We start from the raw sequence: 14,723 nt of genomic DNA on the forward strand, positions 1-14,723 counted from the left end.
TCCACTACGGGCCACGCGACAGCGAACCCGGTCACCGCGACGAGCGGAAGGCCCCGCTGGATACGGGCGCTCCCCACGCCGGCGACACGCAACTAGGGTACGGCGTATGAGCCAGACTCCCGTCGACCCCGTCGCGCACAACCGCCTCGCCTGGGACCGCGAGGTGGAGGAGGGCAACGAGTGGTCACGCCCGGTCGGCCCCGAGGTGATCGCGAAGGCGCGGGCCGGCCAGTGGTCCATCGTCCTGATCGGGTACGAGCCGGTCGACCCGACCTGGTTCCCGCCGGAGATCGCCGGTCGCGACGTGCTCTGCCTCGCCTCCGGCGGCGGGCAGCAGGGTCCGGTGCTGGCCGCGGCGGGCGCGCGGGTGACCGTCTTCGACAACTCGCCCCGCCAGCTGGCGCAGGACGAGATGGTCGCGGCGCGGGAGGGGCTCGACCTACGCACCGTGCTCGGCGACGCGCGCGACCTGAGCCCGTTCCCGGACGCCTCGTTCGACCTTGTGGTCCACCCGGTCTCCAACCTGTTCATCCCGGATCTGGCGCCGGTCTGGCGCGAGGGCCACCGCGTGCTGCGCCCCGGCGGGACGCTGCTGTCCGGCTTCCTCAACCCGGACGTCTACCTCTTCGACGCCGAGTCCTTGGAGACACGCGGCGAGCTGGTGGTGCGCCACCGCCTGCCCTACAGCGACCTCACCCACCTGGAGCCCGCCGAGCGGGAACGGCTGTGGGGCCTCGACGCGCCGGTGGAGTACAGCCACACGCTCACCGAGCAGCTCGGCGGGCAGATCGCGGCGGGCTTCGCCATCACCGGCTTCGTCGAGGCGCCGCACCACTCGGAGGCCACCGCCGGCTGGCTCTCCGGCTACTTCGCCACGAAAGCGGTCAAGGCCGGCGCCGGTCATTGACCCTCCACCGGCCGGGCCAGGTCAGCAGTGAGGCCGGCGGGCGGCTGGGTCAGGTGGGCAACGACTCTGCTGATCACAAACCGGGAATCGAGCCCTACCTGCCGGTCGGCGGGTTCGGCCCGTACCCCAAGCGGCTGCGGGAGCAGTTCGAGGGAGCGATCTGGCGGTTCCGGTCCGGCGCCCAGTGGCGGGAGATGCTCTGCGAGTTCGGTCCTTGGCCAACGGTCTACGGCCGCTTCCGGGTCTGGAGGGACGCCGGCGTGTTCACCGCACTGCTGGAAGGTCTGATCGCCGAGGCCGCCCGCCACGGGAAAACAGACTTGTCCCTGGTCAGCGTGGACTCCACCACCGCCCGCGCCCACCACGACGCCGCCGGGATGCGCATCGGCAAGGAGGTCATGGATGCCCTTGAGGAAGCCGCCGCAGAGCAGGAGCAGGCCCGGCAAAAGGGGGCGGCCCGCAGGAGCAGAACGGGCAGAACAGCGGCGACACGTCCGGCGACGGTGCAAGCTCCGCTTGAAGGAAGCCCTGCTCGGCAGGTCCCGGGGCGGGTTGACCAGCAAGGTTCACCTCGCTGCAGACCGTAAGTGCCGCCCGTTGCCGCTCGTTCTGACCGCGGGACAGGCCGCCGACAGTCCGCAGTTCGTCCCCGTGCTGCAGAAGGTGCGGGTCCGTCTGCCCGTCGGCCGTCCCCGCACGCGGCCTGACGCGGTCGCGGCAGACAAGGCCTACTCGTCCCGCGGTAACCGCGCCTACCTGCGGAAACGCAACATCAAGGTGGTCATCCCGGAGAAGAAGGACCAAGCCGCCAACCGGAGGAAGAAGGGCAGCCGGGGTGGCCGACCCGCAAGCCATGACGCCGATCTTTACAAGGAGCGGAACACCGTCGAGCGCCTGATCAACAAGCTGAAGGTCTGGCGAGGCATCGCGAGCCGCTACGACAAGACGCCCGAGAGCTACCTCGCCTGCCTCCACCTCCGCGCCCCGATGATCTGGATCAACGACCTCCTGCAGGAACCTGGTTGTGACTGAGGCGTCCCGGCTGACCGGGCGGAACATGGCAGCTGGCCACCGGATGGCCGCCCTGGTTGCGGCTCCGGCCTACCGAAAGCCGAGATGCGGATCGGTGCCGGCCAGCTCACCGCTGGTGGCCCAAAGGCGAGCGGCGACGGCCGGGTCGGCCATGTGAGAGGGGACGGGCTCACGCCGTGGTAGGCCACGCAGGCCGAAGGCCCTCGGCCCCCACAGCTGCCCTCCCTGCACCTGCGAGTCGAGGACGGCACGGACGACGGGCCATGCTCCGGCGTCTTTGCCCTGCACCAAGAGCCCGGCGGGCAAGGCTCGCAGCCGCTCACCGGGAGTGGTCACGCATACCGGCGGACGGGACGGGGTGAGGGAGTCCAGTGCGCCACCGGGATGGGCCACCACACTGAGCACCGTGCTGCCGACGGCACGCAGACGGCGATCGAGTTCGAAGCCGAAGCACATCTGCGCCAGCTTCGATCGGCCGTAGGTGCGCTTGGGCCGGTAGTCCTGGGTCGACTGCAGATCGCCCAGGTCCAGTCGCTCGGACCGCGCCGCGAAGCTTCCCACCGTCACGATGCGGCCCGCCGACGCCGCGGACAGCCGGGGGGCCAGCCACTGGGTGAGCGCGAAGTGGCCGAGGTGGTTGGTGCCGAACATCAGCTCGTGGCCGTCCCCGGTCTCTCGACGCGGTAGGTCGTCGAGCGCGACCCCTGCGTTGTAGACCACCGCGTCGAGATGATCGAGGTCCAGCCTGTCCACGGCGGTCTTCAGGGACGACAGGTCGGCGAGGTCCAGTTGCAGGTGCCGCACATGCGCGCCGGAGACGCGGGAGCGGATCGAGGCCATGGCGGCGTCGGCCTTCGCGGCGTCCCGGCAGCCGAGTACGACGACGGCGCCGGTGGCGGCGAGCTGTTCCGCGGCAAAGTAGCCGATCCCGGCGTTACCCCCAGTGACCAGGAAGATCCTGCCCTCGGCAGACGGCAGCTGGTGAACGTCCCACGGTCGGCTCTGGGATGCGGAAGACACGGTGACAGGCTCCTGGCTCTCTGGGGCAGCGTGCTCATGAGGAGCACCAACCCGCCCAAGGTCGCAACCTCCACCGACATACCGCCGACAGATCACGGAAACCGCCGACAGACTTCCGACACCTCTCCGGAGAACTACCGAGAGCAAGAAGGCTGCTTCGCCACGACCGGTGCAGAACTGAGAGCGAGCGTGGCCAGGTGAAGTACTCAGGGGTCAACTCGGGCGCTCAGTCACACTGCTTGATCACAACCACACACAGGCCCTAGGGGAGGGGAATCGGGAGCTGCCGCGAGCGAGGTCCGCGAGTGCCGGGCGCTGGCGGTGCGGTGGCTGATCGTCAGCGCCCGGCCATTCCGTACCCCGCCCCGTCCGGGATCGTGCTGCTGAGCTGCGTCGCGCAAGGGGGGAGCCCCCGGCCGGCTTCACCGGGCAGGGGCAGGGGCAGTCGGTCAGTCGAGGTCGATCGTGAAGCGCCTCGTGCCCGGAGCGATCGTGTCGGCGTGGATCGAGCCGCGAGCTCGGTCGTACTTGCCGGTTCCGCCGGTGATCGCGTTGTCGAACGATGGGGGAGGGCCCGGGTTGAGGATGCCGAAGACCATGCCCTGCACGGAGAGTTGTCCACCCGGGAGGGTGTAGGTCACGACGCACACCTCCGCTCCGCCCTTGTCGACCCGGGTGGTGTCGCAGGTGCCGCCGGTTTCCCCCACCTGGTTGCCCTTCTCGTCGAAGAGGGTCGAGCGGAAGACGGTCCGATCGCCCTGGGCGGGGCTGCCGCCGGGGTTCACGGGGAAGCGCGTCTGCTGCGCGAGCCGGCCGATGAGTGTGATGACCTTGTCCTTGCCCTGGGCGTGAGCCGAATCGGCGTCGGTCGCGACGGCACCCGCGACAGGGGCGTAGGCGAGAAGGGTGACCAGCGCGGTGGCCGTGCCGAGACAGGTTGCTCTGATGGGGCGCATCGAATGGCTCCTGAGGTTGATGCTCATGGATGGTTCTCGTGACGCATCCATAGCCTCAGTTCTGCCGTGCCCAGCGCGGCGATCGGAAGAACTGACCGATCGGACGAGCGCGGGACGAGGGACGGCCCGCCTGATCATGGGCTTCGGTGCCACCGACGCTCCCTCACGACGCAGACCATTTCGGCACGCCATACCGGACGACTGCTGCGGACGTCTGTCAGACGTGCCGGCAGTGGGAGCGCGGCTGAAACATCGGTCGCAGAGTCCGGGGTCAGCGGTAGGCGTCTTGGCCGACGGGGCGGATGAGGATCTCGTTGACGTCGACGGTGGCGGGCTGGGTGACGGCGTAGAGGACCGCGCGGGAGATGTCGCCGGGTTCGAGTTTCGGGTCGTGGGCGTGTTCGGGTGGGATGCCGCCGGTGTCGACCAGGCCGGGCTGGACGAGGGTGACGCGCACGCCGGTGCCGACACACTCGGCGCGGATGTTCTGGGCGAGGCCGTTGACCGCCCATTTCGTGGCGGAGTAGAGGTTGCCCCGGCCGTACCCCCCGGCCGGCGGCCGATCCGGTGAGCACGAGATGACCGCCGGAGGCGACCAGAGCGGGGAGCGTGGCACGTGCCGTCAGAGCAGGTCCGTGGACGTTCGCGAGCACCATGTCCCGCCACTGGTCGGGCAGTGCGCCGTGGGTGCCGAGAAAGCTGGTGACGACACTGGCTCCGGCGTTGGCGAAGGCAACGTCCAGCTGTCCCCAGGTGTCCTGGACCTGACGGACGAGTCCGCTGAGCTGGTCCCAGTCGGTGCGTGGACTTTCGTGACGACTTCGGGGCCGCGATGCGCGCCCATCTCCGCATGATCGAGGAACACAACGACGCCGCCCTGGACGAGGTGGCAGCGCGGCTGCTCGACGTGGCACGCACCGGCCGGGTCGTACACGCCGCGGCGGCGGGCCACAGCGTGGCCGCGGTCCTGGAAACCCTCTACCGCGCCGGCGGACTGGCCTGTGTACGCCCGTTGTTCCATCCGGGCCTGCTGCCGCTGAACGGCGCACAGGCAAGTACCGAAGCGGAACGGGTCAGCGGACTGGCGGCGACCCTGGTCGCCCCGGCGGGTGTCCAGCCGGGCGATCTGGCCGTCGTCTTCTCGAACTCGGGCGTGAACGCGTTCCCGGTCGAAGCGGCCCACGAACTCAAGGAGCGCGGGGCCTACGTCGTAGCCGTTTCCTCACGCCTCCACATGGCGCAGGCGCCCGCACGGTCCTTCGCCGAACTCGGTGATCTGGCGGACACCGTGCTCGACACCGCCATCCCGCCCGGTGACGCGGTCGTGCCACACCGAGCGGAGCGACCGCGTCGATATCCACGCTCTGCTCCGCCCATCTGTGGAACCTGCTGCTGGCCCGTCTGGGCCGACTCTCCGCAACCCAGCAGGTCTCCCTCCCCCTCTGGCACAGCTCCAACAGCCGTTGAAGCGGCCGGAATCCTCGGGGAGTGCTGGTCACCGCGCTGATCACGACCCTGCCGCCGGACACGGCGTTGTACACCGTGACCCTGATCGGCATCGTGGTCGCTCTGGTGGGCGCCGCGTCGCTCCTCGGCCTGGAGAATTTCCGCGAACGCACCCCGCGGGCCGTGCGCTCGGGTTGGCTGGGGATCGTCGCGCTTGGCCAAGTCACCATCACTTGCTGGTCGCTGCGCAACGTGTTCGAGCAGGATCCAGGACCGGACATCGTCTTCGGTGTCGCGGTGGCGACAGCCGCTTTGGGCGTCGCCGTCGCATGTGTCGTCGAGGCATGTGCTTCCGGACCAAGCACGCCCACCGTGCAGGGTTGAGGGGGGCGGTACGTGATCGCGATGGCCTGCTTGTCGTCTTCGGCAGGGCAACTGAGCCCGAGCTTTGGCCGTCCACCAGCTGTGCCGGAAGGAGTCGGTCGGTCGAAGCCGCGCCTTGCCCGATCGCGGCGACTGCGTCGCTGGCCGGAATCGTCGTGTCTACGCTGGTGGCGTGACAGTGGTATGGGTGACCGGCAATTCAGGGACTGGTAAGTCCACGGTCTGCGGGGTGTTGCGAGCGCGTGGCCACGTCGCGCTCGACGCCGACGAGGACGGCTTCAGCCGCTGGATCGACCGAGCTACGGGCGAGGTCGTGAGGGAGCCTCCGTATCCGGTTCCCGAGGGTTGGCTCGATCGATATGGGTGGGCGATCGTCCGCGAGCGCGTTGAGACCCTCGTCAGTGAGTCCCGTTCCCGAATCGCGTTCTTGTGTGGGTCGGCGGAGAACGAGGCGGACGTCCGCGATCTTTTCGATGTCATCGTGTGCCTGGTGATCAACGAGGACACCCTCCGCCACCGGCTCGCGACCCGCACGACCAACCCATTCGGTCAACATCCGGAAGAGCTCGCCGCGGCCCTGAAGTGGAATCCTCGGATGCGAGCGATCTACGAAAGCCATGGCGCAACGATCATCGATGCATCCGGGCCGCTGACCGAGGTGGTGGACAGCGTGATCGGCGCAGTTCAGAAGCCGTCTTCACATTCTTGAGCAGCACGTGCACCGCTGCCGGTGGCGCGATGGCCGCCCTCGACCGATAACTCTCCGACTGCCTCACGGCGGTGGCTGTCCGGGCCAGCCCCGCGAAGGCCAGCCCCGCGAAGGCCAGCCCCGCGAAGGCCAGCCCCGCGAAGGCCAGCCCCGCGAAGGCCAGGCCCGGAGAGCGCCCAGGGAATGTATTTTCGGCGAAGATCTCAAGCCCCCTGGTCGGACGTGGTGCGACGGCCTCGACTGATGCTCAGGGGGTTGCCGAACCCGTGTCCCCGTCGGACTTCGGTGCTCCGGCGGAGGCGCCGTGACCGACCGGGTCGGTGTGGTCGGCAACCCAGCTCACCAGCATCCCGAGGGCCTCAGCTGTTGGTGAGCCGGGCTGCGGCAAGTAGGTGATCAGTGAGCGATCGGGGCGTGCGGGCACGGTCAGCACGTGGTAGTCGAACTCAAGCGTGCCGACGACCGGGTGCACGATACGGGCGACGCCCAGCCGCTTCTCCCGTATTGTCGAGGCGGGCGCCGAGCAGCAACGCGGGCGCGTCCCCCATGGCCTGCAGCAGCCGGACCAGTGGCTCGTCGGGCACCACTCTCGATGCCCGTCGCGCGGTTCTCGCCTCGGCGTCGGCGCGACGCGGGCGGGCCAGGTTGCGCAGGTGCTCGGTCTCCACGTCCGAGAGGGAGAGAGCCTGCGCGACGGCGTCGAACACCTGGTCGGAGACCTGCGCGGTGCGCCCCTGCTCCAGGCGTTGGTAGTAGTCGGGGCTGACCCCGGCGAGCAGGGCGACCTCCTCGCGTCGTAGCCCTGGCACCCGCCGCGTGAGACGGGGAGGCAACCCCGCCCGTTCAGGCGTGATGCGCTCGCGTCGGGTGCGCAGGACACGGCGACCGAGGGCGACGGCCCCCGCACCCCCGACATCATCAGCACCAGCGAGAACGACGCGGTCGTGGTGTGGCGGGAGGGCACCACCGCCACGGTGATCACCGACACCTCGGGACCGGTCGTCGACCACGGGTACATCCGATACGCGTACACCACCGACGGCGGCGTGAGCTGGAGCCGCCCGCAGACGCTGGCGCAGGAGACCAGCGAGCACTCCTGGCACTACGTCGAGCTCTACAAGACGGGGGACCGCATCCTCGCGTACATGGACAGAACCTCGCCCGTGAACCGCAGAGGCCTGCCGATCGACGCCATCGTCGCCAGGGAGAGCACCGACGGGGGGCACACCTGGCACGACTTCACCGTCAACCTGCCGCTCGCCGACCACGGGAACCTCGCCCTCGCCGGACGTCCGGTCCAGATGGCCGACGGGAGATACGTCATGCCGGCCTGGTGGACGGGCAGGCAGGTCGGGGCGCTGTACTCCGACAACCTCCGAGACTGGACGGCCGGAACCGCCGCCCTCAACCCGACCGACCACCAACCCGGCGAACCGCAGTTGGTCATCTCCCAGGACAACCCGAACAAGCTGCTCATGGTCGCCCGCAGCAGTTCCCCTGACGGCACATCACCGACGTTCGCGTTGACGGCCACCAGCACGAACGGCGGCGAGTCCTGGAGCAACCTCGCCCTGGACACCAACGTGCCCAACAACGACTCCAAGGGCTACTTCACCAAGGACAGCACCGGCCGGTATCCGACCATCTACAACACCGACTCGAACCCGATCCGGCAGGTCCTGAACTACCGGACCAAGAACCCCGGTGGCGCGGCCTGGTCGAGCAGCAAGCTGTTCGCCAACCCCACCGGCCCCACCGACCCGACACCGGCCGGCAACGGCGCCGGCTGGGACACGTACCCGATGGGCGATGAGTACGCGCCCGGCAAGTACTTCATCGTCTGGGAGCACGACACCTCGGCCATCCTGGTGAGCAAGCTCGACATCTCCGACACGTAGACCGACCGGCTCCGCCGCCCCGGCTGCTCCCGGATGTGGGGAGCAGCCGGGCCGGCGGACGTCCACTCATGCCCGCGCAGTCGAGGTCCGAGGCGGTCGGCCGAGCTGGAGGCAGTCTGTGCCGGGGTGGAGAGATCAGGGCCCGTTCGGGTCGTCCGAGTTCGAATCGATGTTCCATCGGCGGGGTAGGTCCGCGTCGCAGAAGACGCAGACGAAGTGGCCTTCTCGCACGATGCTGTGCTCCTGGCAGGTGAGACACCGACGGAAGATCACTGCGTGGGTGAAGCAGTCCGAGTGGTCGAGGCCGGCTTGATCCAGCGCCTGTGCGACAGCCGGCCATGAGGCAACATCCGGGCAGTAGCCGGTCGACTGGTTGCTGACCTCGTTCACCGTCCAGCGTCCGGCCTCGGTGCGGAAGCTGATCTCGCCTGCTCCCAGCACCCGGTCGCCGCCCGCGCAGGCGGCGTGTTCGCTGCGGCGTGGAGCCAGCCGCAGGGCGCCGTCCGTGCGGACGACGTAGGTGAAGGGCTCGTCCAGTTCCTCTGCGGTCCGGGCTGCGACCCAGGCCGCGAAGTCGACGGCTGTGCGGATCGTGGCACCGCTGTCTGCTGATTGAACGGCAGCGATCACATGGTGCGGTCCGACGTAGCGGTAGGCCCGGTCCGAGGCGGTCATGTCGGTCAACGTAGAACACGCAGTCTGGGCGCGCTCATCGTTTCGGCGCGTGGATCTTGGCTTTCCAGCGGGTCACCCGGTGATGCACCTTGAGAGCGTGCGGCCCTGCACGACACAGCTCGCCAGGAGCCAGCGCCGTGCGGCCTCGTCCGGCAGCGCTACGTCGACTCCCGACTCCCTGAACCAGTCCGTCGAGGGCGGACTCGCGTACGGGTGGGAAGGGAGCGCGGTGAATTGCCCCCGCGCCAGGCCGATCCGTCAGGAGTCGCTCGATCGCGGTCTCCGCCGCCCTCGCTCTCCTGCTCCACCGGGGGCATGCGCGCGCTCCACCGGGGGCTTGTGCGCGACCGGCGGATCAGCGACGACGACATCGCGGCGATCGTCGACGCCGACCTCATGCCCCTGCTCTACCGGCCCTTCGCACAGCTCACCGGCAGGCGGAGGGCCATACGGCGACGAGGCGGTCGTCTCGCGGGGCGCGATGCGGAGGATCGGCACGGTCGACGTCCCGTGCGGGCCCGAGCCCGGTCCCAGGGCCTGTGCTGCCGCCCAGGCGTACCGAATGCGCGCCGCGCCATCCGCCGTACGAGCGGACGACCGCCGCGTCGGTGTCGCTCCCGAGATGCGCAGGTGCCCCTGGGGGGTCACCCGCGCACGCTGACGGCGGAAGCGCGGGTGCACGGCACCAGCGTCATGGCCTTTGCCAAGCGGTCACGCAGCCGGTAGCGACCCGGACCGCGCCAAGGCGAGGACGTTCTCGATTCCCTGCGTGAGGACCTCGTCGGAGAACTTCCGGTCGGAGAGCGCGCGGGACAGCTGCAACGTTCCCACCGCCATGGTGTAGAGCCCGACGGCCTGACCGCGGGCGGATTGCGGATCCTCGGGTGCCAGGCGGGCGGCGAGCTCGTCCAGGACGGCTTTGGCACCGTGGGTGTAGGCGTCCTTGGTCGCGTCACCGCAGCGGCCGATCTCGTCGAGCAGGGCTGCGGACGGGCAACCGTCGCCGGGGTTGTCGCGATGCTCGGGTGACAGATACGCGCGGATGAGATCCTCGAGTCCCTCGCGGCCGGGGCGCAGCGTGTCGTACTGCTCCACCTGCGCGCGCAGCTGCTCGGCGACGACGTGAGCGACGAGGTCGTCCTTGGACTCGAAGTGGGCGTAGAAGGCCCCGTTGGTGAGTCCGGCGTCGGACATCAGCGTGGAGATGCCGGAGCCGTCGATGCCGTCCTGCTTGAACCGGTGGCCGGCCTGCTCGATGATCCGCTGCCGCGTCACCTGCTTGTGCTCTTTGGTGTAGCGCGCCACAGGGTTCCTCCATCAAGTCCGCCGGGCCATTGCCTCGCATCCCATCCTAATGTGTGGTCTGACGCATGTAATATTATGGTTGGCAGGTGATTTTTTGGGGGCCCTCGACGGGGATGCCCTCGTGGTCATCGCCGGCATACCGCTCGCGTCGCGAGCGCATGTTCACTGCTGCCTGCCTGTGCCTTGCGTACGCCGAAGCGTCCGAGGAGGGCGACTCCCTCGGACGCCGGGTCATGCTTCGTCAGGCGGTGTGGGTGGGGTAGTCGGTGTAGCCGGCCGCGCCGCCGCCGTAGAAGGTGGCGGGGTCGGGGGTGTTCAGGGGTGCGCCGGCGCGTATGCGTTCGACCAGGTCGGGGTTGGCGAGTGCCATCGAGCCCACGGTGATGACGTCGGCGATGCCGTTCTCGATGTCCTTGGTGCGGGTGGTGCGGGTGGTGCGGGTGGTGCGGGTGGTGCGGGTGGTGCGGGTGGTGCAGGTGGTGGCGTCAGGCCGGGTGGATGAGGCGGCTTTCGTAGGCGAAGATCACGGCTTGTATCCGGTCGCGGAGTTCTAGCTTGTGCAAGATTCGCCCCAGATGTGACTTCACGGTCGCCTCCGCGAGGTGCAGGGCGGCCGCGATCTCGGCGTTGGACAGGCCGCAGCCCACCTTGATGAGCACCTCGCGCTCACGAGCGCTGAGCCGGCTCAGCCGCTCGTCGCGGCCGGCGCCGCTGCCGTCGGGTATGTGCGGGCGGAGGTTCTCCAGCAGGCGGCGGGTGATCCGCGGGGAGACCACCGCGTCGCCCGCGGCCATGCTGCGTATCGCGCTGAGCAGTTCCTCGGGCCTGGTGTTCTTCAGCAGGAAGCCCGAGGCTCCGGCGTTGAGTCCGGCGAAGGCGTATTCATCCAGGTCGAAGGTGGTGAGGATCAGCACTCTGCTCTGCGGGGAGATGCGGATGACCTGCCGGGTCGCCTCGATCCCGTCGGTCCCGGGCATCCGGACGTCCATGAGGACGACATCGGGGCGCAGCTCCCGCGCGAGGCGTATGGCCTCTCTGCCGTCAGCGGCTTCGCCGACCGGTGCCATGTCGGGCTGGGCCTCCAGGACCGTGCTGAAGGCCATGCGGAGCAGCGCCTCGTCGTCGGCGATCAGGATGCGGATCGTCATGCGGACGCCGCTCCGCTGCTGCCGAGGTCGAGGCGGGTGTGGACTCCCCAGCCGCCGCCCGGGAACGGTCCTGCCCGCAACGTCCCCCCGTAGGCGGCCGCGCGCTCGCGCATGCCGGGAATGCCGTGGCCGGATGGTGTGGCGCCGGGCAGCGGCGGGCGGGGGCCGCTATCGGTGACGTCGACTGTGACGGTCTCGGTCGAGCACCGTATCCCGACCTTCGCGCGTGTGCCGGGGGGTGTGTGCTTGAGGGTGTTGGTCAAGGCTTCCTGCACCAAGCGGTAGACGGTCAGTTGTGCGGTGGCGGGAATGTGGGTGTGGCCGCCCCGGACCTCTACGCGGGTCGGCAGCCCGGCGGCGCACATCTGGTCGGCGAGAGCTGTCAGTTGTGCGATGCCGGGCAGCGGGTGGCGCTCCACGTCCGGTTCGTCGGTCCGCAGGATGCCCAGCGAGCGCCGCATGTCGGTCAGTGCCTGCCGGCCCGTCTCGGAGATCTGGAGCATCACCGTGGTGGCCTTGTCGGGCGACCGGTGCTGCGCGTAGACGGCGGCGTCGGTGAGCGCGACGATGACGGACAGGTTGTGGGTGACGATGTCGTGCACCTCCCGAGCGATACGTGTCCTCTCCTCGGCGACGGCCAGCCGCGCCTGCTGGTCCTGTTGTTGCTCCAGACGCGCGGCCCGTTCCTCCAGAGCCGCGAGGTAGGCGCGGGTGGTCCGCACATTCACCCCCAGGACGGCGGAGGCGACGACCATCGCCGTCACCGCGACGAAGAGGGTCAGGAATGCGCCTTCCGTCGCCCAGCGCAGACAGGCAAGCAGGGCCCCGCCCTCCACGATGGCACCGGCGACAAGGGTGCCGCGCCGGCCCGAGTTCGCGGCCACCGTGTACAGGGCCACCAGCAAGGCGATGTCCGCAGGCAGTTGGACGTTTGTCAGCCACTGGACGAAGGCCGCGGCTGCCACGGCGCCGAACACCGTGAGCGGGGCCCGGCGCCGCCACACCAGGGGCAGCGCCAGGGCGGCGGTGAGGGCCACGGTCACCGAGAAATCTTGCGGCGCGCGCGTGGTCATGATGTTGAGCAGGAGCAGCGCCGGCAACAGCGAGTCCCGCACCACGGGCGGCAGCCGAAGGGCACAGCGCCGGGCGGCTGTCACCAATCGTCCCGCTCGCGCGGAGGCCAGGTCGGCGTACCTCGTCAGCCGTACGGCCGTCTTCGTCCGCCGCGCGCGGTCCCTGAAGCGTACCGGGTGGGCGTTGCCGGCTTCCGCGGCCGCCTGGGTCATCACATGTCCCTGTCGATCGAGCATCGTGGTGGCCCCGGCCGGGGCCACCACCGCGTACGCCGCAGCCAGGTCGGATGAGGGGAGCGAGGCCCCGGCTACCGGGCGTGTTGCGCAGCCCTGTCACGGTAGGCCGCAGTCCCAGGGGAACGCATGAGTCCACCGTCTGATGGCACCGCACCGAGCTACGACTGTGGGAGGAGTCCCGCTACCCCCGTAGTCGCAGAGCGGCCGCTGGACCGGCGTGTTCGATTGCGACTCCGGTTGCACGGGGGACATGCGTTGGATTGCGACTCCGGTTGCACAGGGACATGCCTCGGATTGCGACTCCGGTTGCACGCGATGGCGACCCGGGATCGATGTGGCATCGCGTGCCCCGCGCTGAGGATGGCCGGATGACCGAGATCATCACGGGGCTGTACATGTCCCCTCTGGAATTGCTTGTGTTGCTGGGCGCCGTCGCACTGGTGGTGGCGCGCTGGCTTCCCCCAACTGCACGCCCGCGCGTCACGAACGCGGCGGGGGTGGTGTCGTTGCTGTCCGCGATCGTGCTGAGTGTGGCGGGGATCCGCTGGCAGATGCTGCCGGTACTGGCAGGGGCTGCCCTCGCGCTGCCGTTCGCCTTCTCTCCTTGGTCGCGACGCCGTAGCAGTCGGCCGGCGTGGCGGGCCCGATGGTGGCTGGCGTTGCCGGGGTCGGCTGCCTGCGTCGGTCTGATCGCCACGGGCCCGGTGGCTGCCTGGTCCTTTCCCGTACCCGTGTTTCCCGAGCCGTCAGGCCGTTTCGCGGTCGGCACCCGTGTGATGCAGTGGACCGACCCACACCGCCCCGAGACCTTCACCGCCGACCCGCACGACCGGCGCACGGTCGTGGTCCAGCTCTGGTATCCCGCGCGGAAGAGCCCCGCAGGCGCGCAGCGTGCTCAGTACCTGGGACGCACAGAGCACGAGGCTCGCATCGTCTCTGACGCCCTCGCCAGCGAAGTCGGTCTGCCCGGCTTCCTGGTCGACGGCGTCCCGCGTGCCCACACCCATGCGGTCTTCAACGCCGCAGTGGACGGCAGGAGCGGACGATTCCCGGTCGTACTGTTCTCTCCCGGGTCGGGCGGAGTACGCACCCAGAACACCGCCTGGGCGGAGGAACTGGCCAGCCACGGCTACATGGTCGCCGCCCTCGACCACCCCTACGACTCTGCCGCCGTCGTCCTCACCGACGGCCGGACGATCCACACCAAGACCGCCTCGACCGGCGACCGGGACAAGGACGACAAGCTGGCGGCCGACTGGACGGATGTTCGGGCCGCTGACCTCAGCTTCGTCCTCACCCAACTGGACCGTCTGGGCCGAGGTGCGATCGCCGGCCCGCTGACCGGACGCCTGGACACCAGCCGGGTCGCGGTGACCGGCCACTCCATGGGGGGTGCCGCCGCCCTGCAGACAGCCCGGCAGGACGGCCGGTTCGACGCTGTCATCGACCTGGACGGCTACCCCCACGGACCCCTCTCGCCCGCCCTCCGCCAGCCGACGCTCGCCCTGACTCAGGCCATCACCCCCGGAACCGACCCGCACTACATCCCCCGCCTCACCAAGGTCCTCAAGCTCAGCGCCGCGACGAGCTACCGGCTCACCATCCCCGGTGCCGCGCACCTCACCTTCATGGACGGCCCCCTGTACCTGCCGCCCGTGCCCTCGATCGTCGGCTCCCTGGGCCGTACCGAGAGCCCGCGCGTCGTCGCCGCGACCACGCTCGCCTTCCTGGACACCACCCTGCGGCGCACACCCGGTGACCTGGCGGACGTTCTGTCGGCCTACGGCGACCTCAGCGTCCACCGCCCGGCCGAAAGCCGCTGATCGGCTGGGCCACGGCAGCCGACGGCATGGCCGTTCCCCTGTCGAGGACGAAATTCTGCCGGGCGGTCGCCGGCGGGGGAGGGTGTGTCGCGATCGGATACCTGGTGGAC

The 14,723-nt window shown here is 69.6% G+C and carries 14 protein-coding genes and 3 pseudogenes; 7 read left to right on the forward strand and 10 right to left on the reverse strand.

From position 1 onward, the window contains the following. Positions 1–106 precede the first annotated feature (106 nt). Both H4687_RS43695 and H4687_RS43700 read left to right on the forward strand, forming a co-directional pair. Positions 107–907 (forward strand): class I SAM-dependent methyltransferase, encoded by an 801-nt coding sequence (locus tag H4687_RS43695; RefSeq protein WP_046913867.1) that lies wholly within the window; start codon positions 107–109, stop codon positions 905–907. Between the two features lie 53 nt (positions 908–960). Continuing rightward, positions 961–1,939 (forward strand): annotated as a pseudogene (locus H4687_RS43700) (IS5 family transposase). 69 nt (positions 1,940–2,008) lie between these two features. Here the strand turns inward: H4687_RS43700 and H4687_RS43705 are convergent. From H4687_RS43705 to H4687_RS48600, 3 genes and pseudogenes are all read right to left on the reverse strand, one after another. After that, positions 2,009–2,959 (reverse strand): SDR family NAD(P)-dependent oxidoreductase, encoded by a 951-nt coding sequence (locus H4687_RS43705; RefSeq protein WP_046913865.1) that lies wholly within the window; start codon positions 2,957–2,959, stop codon positions 2,009–2,011. 449 nt (positions 2,960–3,408) lie between these two features. Next, the gene (locus H4687_RS43710; protein ID WP_225966998.1) at positions 3,409–3,915 is read right to left on the reverse strand and encodes an allene oxide cyclase barrel-like domain-containing protein; all 507 of its coding nucleotides are present in this window, start codon (positions 3,913–3,915) and stop codon (positions 3,409–3,411) included. A gap of 271 nt (positions 3,916–4,186) precedes the next feature. Further along, positions 4,187–4,829 (reverse strand): annotated as a pseudogene (locus tag H4687_RS48600) (SDR family oxidoreductase). On the opposite strand from H4687_RS48600, the gene H4687_RS43720 reads away from it, so the two are divergent. The 3 genes from H4687_RS43720 (at position 4,718) to H4687_RS43730 (ending at position 6,454) form a co-directional block, all read left to right on the forward strand. Then, a complete protein-coding gene (locus H4687_RS43720) occupies positions 4,718–5,422 on the forward strand; it encodes a sugar isomerase domain-containing protein (RefSeq protein ID WP_199813392.1) in 705 nt (234 codons plus the stop codon). The pseudogene H4687_RS48600 and the gene H4687_RS43720 sit on opposite strands and share 112 nt — an antisense overlap. Then, positions 5,404–5,745, forward strand: a complete 342-nt coding sequence (locus H4687_RS43725; protein ID WP_046913863.1) for a hypothetical protein — start codon at positions 5,404–5,406, stop codon at positions 5,743–5,745. Before H4687_RS43720 ends, H4687_RS43725 begins: the two co-directional genes overlap by 19 nt. 172 nt (positions 5,746–5,917) lie before the next feature. After that, positions 5,918–6,454 carry an AAA family ATPase gene (locus tag H4687_RS43730; protein ID WP_159026088.1) on the forward strand — a complete coding sequence of 179 codons (537 nt, stop codon included), beginning with the start codon at positions 5,918–5,920 and terminating at the stop codon, positions 6,452–6,454. Positions 6,455–6,701: 247 nt separating this feature from the next. Here H4687_RS43730 and H4687_RS48310 read toward each other — a convergent pair whose 3' ends face one another. Further along, complete coding sequence (locus tag H4687_RS48310; RefSeq protein ID WP_046913861.1) at positions 6,702–6,926, reverse strand: MmyB family transcriptional regulator; 225 nt, start codon at positions 6,924–6,926, stop codon at positions 6,702–6,704. Further along, positions 6,901–7,464, reverse strand: coding sequence for a helix-turn-helix domain-containing protein (locus H4687_RS48315; RefSeq protein WP_318787730.1), 564 nt, complete (start codon positions 7,462–7,464; stop codon positions 6,901–6,903). The genes H4687_RS48310 and H4687_RS48315 overlap by 26 nt, the downstream gene beginning before the upstream one ends. Between H4687_RS48315 and H4687_RS43740 the strand changes: the two genes are divergently transcribed. Next, the gene (locus H4687_RS43740) at positions 7,399–8,352 is read left to right on the forward strand and encodes a sialidase family protein (protein ID WP_052768274.1); all 954 of its coding nucleotides are present in this window, start codon (positions 7,399–7,401) and stop codon (positions 8,350–8,352) included. The genes H4687_RS48315 and H4687_RS43740 overlap by 66 nt on opposite strands. 135 nt (positions 8,353–8,487) lie before the next feature. Here H4687_RS43740 and H4687_RS43745 read toward each other — a convergent pair whose 3' ends face one another. From H4687_RS43745 to H4687_RS43765, 5 genes and pseudogenes are all read right to left on the reverse strand, one after another. Further along, entirely contained in the window at positions 8,488–9,027 is a 540-nt protein-coding gene (locus H4687_RS43745; RefSeq protein WP_046913859.1) for a hypothetical protein, read from the reverse strand. Positions 9,028–9,738: 711 nt separating this feature from the next. After that, a complete protein-coding gene (locus H4687_RS43750) occupies positions 9,739–10,332 on the reverse strand; it encodes a TetR/AcrR family transcriptional regulator (protein ID WP_046913858.1) in 594 nt (197 codons plus the stop codon). A 241-nt stretch (positions 10,333–10,573) separates the two neighbouring features. Next, positions 10,574–10,762: pseudogene (locus H4687_RS43755) on the reverse strand (alkene reductase); the annotation flags it as partial. Positions 10,763–10,817: 55 nt separating this feature from the next. Continuing rightward, complete coding sequence (locus H4687_RS43760) at positions 10,818–11,480, reverse strand: response regulator (protein WP_046913527.1); 663 nt, start codon at positions 11,478–11,480, stop codon at positions 10,818–10,820. Beyond that, positions 11,477–12,766 carry a sensor histidine kinase gene (locus H4687_RS43765; RefSeq protein ID WP_225966999.1) on the reverse strand — a complete coding sequence of 430 codons (1,290 nt, stop codon included), beginning with the start codon at positions 12,764–12,766 and terminating at the stop codon, positions 11,477–11,479. Before H4687_RS43765 ends, H4687_RS43760 begins: the two co-directional genes overlap by 4 nt. A gap of 392 nt (positions 12,767–13,158) precedes the next feature. Between H4687_RS43765 and H4687_RS43770 the strand changes: the two genes are divergently transcribed. Next, positions 13,159–14,613, forward strand: a complete 1,455-nt coding sequence (locus H4687_RS43770; protein ID WP_199813389.1) for an alpha/beta hydrolase family protein — start codon at positions 13,159–13,161, stop codon at positions 14,611–14,613. The last annotated feature ends 110 nt before the right edge of the window (positions 14,614–14,723 follow it).

Source organism: Streptomyces stelliscabiei (assembly GCF_014873495.1).
Taxonomy (GTDB): Bacteria; Actinomycetota; Actinomycetes; order Streptomycetales; family Streptomycetaceae; genus Streptomyces; species Streptomyces bottropensis.